The following is a 2,944-nucleotide window of genomic DNA, read 5'->3' as shown; positions in this document are numbered from 1 at the left end:
GTTGACAACCGCTCATGTAATTCATAGCGCAAGAGCCCATAGTTTTTCTCAGAAATACTATCACCTGGCGAAGGATTTATGAGACTCGTAATCGGCATTTGCTTAGGCTCAAGCTTACTGCCTGATTTGCTTTTTGGAGTAAATTTAGATAGATCGACGATATTCTGGTCGAAGGCGATGATCTGGACGGCCTTTTCTTCGTCCTTGGCATCGTAACGATGCACATAACCATCGAACATGATCAGAAAGCTGCCCTCGTCATTGGATAGAATTCGTCCTCTGTCGGCGAGATAGCTCATGACCTGCTTGGAATCGCGCTCGTCATGGAACAGAAGCCCGAGCAGTTCCCCGTCTTGGGCGCGATCGCGAATATGGAAGGTCAGGCCGCGCTCGGGGCTGGAAAATCTCCCTGGTTGAAGGACTTGGGAGATCAGGTCGGCGCGCACCTGCGTGATGAGGTCGCGGAAGGCGCGCATGCAGGCGGGATTGACGAATACGTTCACAGCCAGGATCAGCACGCTCACGATTAGTGCCAGGGCGATCAAAGGGCGGCAGATCCGCCAAACGGTCGCACCAGCAGCCGTCATGACGATGATCTCGCTATCGCCGTTCATCCGGTCGAGGGTGTAGAGGCTCGCCATGAGGACGGCATTGGGAGCGATGAGCGTGATGAGGCTCGGCAGGCTGAGCGCGGTCATCTGAAAAAATATCGTCAAGCCCTGACCTTGCGAGGTAATAAGGTCGAGCTGTTTCAATGCTGTAGCCAGCCAGATGATGGCCGTCAGCGTCAGCAAGATGAGGAGGAACGCACTCGTCACCTGCCGAAACATGTATCGGCTAAAAAGCGTCATGAGCTTGTATTTTCGATGTCCCCAAAACGACTCGAAACCCCGCCGTCCGAAAGTGCCCCCAAATTCGCATCAACCGGCTGGTTTCTATTGCAAATCTGACCAGCCCAACGTGGCGGAATTTCGGCTATTTCGAATGGGTTGCTTTCACTTCACGCAACACTTACGAAGGTCGAACGATTTCCTGCCGCTGTTGCATTATTGCACCACGTGCGCGCGGGCGCCCGTGAGGGCTCTTTTCTGTTTTCCGCCGCCTCAATCCTTGGCGGTGCGGCCCATCGAAGGAGTTTGCCTTGACCAATCCGACGACGTTGTCCTTTGCCAGCCCGTCTGCCGTAGCCGCGGACGGCGCCGCCGTTATTTTCGCCGAGGAGGGCCCCAAGCTCTCGCCGGCTGCGCAGGATCTCGACAAGAAGACCAAGGGACGCCTTAAGGACGCCGTCAAAGTCTCGGGCTTCAAAGGCAAGAAGGGGACGAGCGTGGATGTGCTGGCGCCGCAAGGGGTCAAGTTCGCACGCATTCTTCTGGTCGGTCTCGGCAAGCCCAAGGACTTCGCCAATGACGACTGGGTCAATCTTGGCGGCGTGGTGCGCGGCAAGCTGACCGGCCGGGAAGGGGACACGGCCCATGTGTACCTGGAAGCGGCGAAGAGCGAACTTTCAGTCGAGGACATTGCCGCCTTCGCGCTCGGGGCGCAGCTGCGCGGTTACACCTTCGACAAATACAAATCCAAAAAGCCCACGAAGGACGCGGACGTAAAGGTCCTGAAGAAGATCGTGATCCATTGCGCCGATTCGCGCGCGGCCGGCCGAGCCTATAAGCCCGAGCGCGCCATTCTCGATGGCGTCAACCTCGCGCGCGATCTCGTCAACGAACCGGCCAACATTCTGACGCCGGCGGAATTCGCATCCCGAGCAAAGGCGCTCACCAAAGCGGGTGTCCAGATCTCGGTTTTGAGCGAGACGCAGATGAAGCGACTCGGCATGGGGGCGCTGCTGGCCGTGGGGCAGGGTAGCGAGAACACGAGCCACATGGCCGTGATGCAGTGGAAGGGCGGCGGCCAAAAGGGTGGCGAGCCCGTGGCGATCGTCGGCAAGGGCGTCACTTTCGACACAGGCGGCATCTCGCTGAAGCCGGCGGGCGGCATGGAGGACATGAAGGGCGATATGGGTGGAGCCGCCTGTGTCGCTGGGCTCATGTTGGCGCTGGCCGAACGCAAGGCCAAGGTCAATGCCGTTGGCGTGATTGGTCTCGTGGAGAACATGCCGAGCGGAACGGCAACGCGTCCCGGTGATGTGGTCGAAGCCATGTCCGGCACAACCATCGAAGTGCTCAATACCGACGCGGAAGGGCGGATGGTTCTGGCCGACTGCCTCTGGTACGTCCAAGAGAAGTACAAGCCGAGGGCCATCATCAACCTCGCGACTCTCACTGGTGCCGTGATGGTTGCGCTTGGCAAGGTGCATGCGGGTCTGTTCTCAAACAACGACGACCTGTCCGAGCAGCTGACCGCGGCTGGCCTGGAGACCGGCGAGAAACTATGGCGGCTGCCGCTCGGTCCCAAATACGATAAGCTCATCGAGTCCAAGGTCGCCGACATCAAGAACACAGGCGGGCGCTGGGGCGGATCGATTTCGGCCGCGCAGTTCCTGCAGCGCTTCGTCAAGCCCGATACGCCGTGGGCGCATCTGGACATCGCCGGCACCGCCATGGCCGCGGAAAGCACCGACATCAATCGGAGCTGGGGATCGGGCTTCGGCGTGAGGCTGCTTGACCGGTTTATCCAGGACAATTACGAGCGCCGCTAGGCGTTCGGGGCTGAGGGCAGCGGCATCGTAATACCGCTGCCGGCCCCTCTATCTCCATATCCTGAATTTTCCATAATATACCTTATGCGAATTTCGGTTATGGGCTTGGTAGGGCTTAGTGTAGTCCTGTAATACATTGATAATACTTTGATTTTCTGATTTTGTGGGGCCGCTCTACGGATGGATTCCATGACAGACACGCGCACGCTTGGCGGTGATAGTGATAAGGCCTATACGTTGGCCGATCTGCTGGCCGTTATGGCGCGGCTGCGGGACCCCGAGACCGGG

The 2,944-nt window shown here is 58.5% G+C and carries 2 protein-coding genes; one reads left to right on the top strand and one right to left on the bottom strand.

Annotation, left to right across the window (positions count from 1 at the left end; genetic code table 11):
* A partial coding sequence (locus WBQ77_RS05155; protein WP_424059222.1) for an LptF/LptG family permease occupies positions 1 to 851 on the bottom strand: 851 nt, incomplete at its 3' end.
* A gap of 290 nt (positions 852 to 1,141) precedes the next feature.
* Between WBQ77_RS05155 and WBQ77_RS05150 the strand changes: the two genes are divergently transcribed.
* On the top strand, positions 1,142 to 2,656 hold the full coding sequence (locus tag WBQ77_RS05150; protein WP_424045096.1) for a leucyl aminopeptidase: 1,515 nt from the start codon (positions 1,142 to 1,144) through the stop codon (positions 2,654 to 2,656).
* Positions 2,657 to 2,944 lie beyond the last annotated feature (288 nt).

Origin of the sequence: Methyloceanibacter sp. (genome assembly GCF_049590335.1) — a bacterium.
GTDB lineage: Bacteria > Pseudomonadota > Alphaproteobacteria > Rhizobiales > Methyloligellaceae > Methyloceanibacter.
Note: the sequence above shows the minus strand (reverse complement) of the source record. Positions and strands in the feature narration are given on the sequence as shown.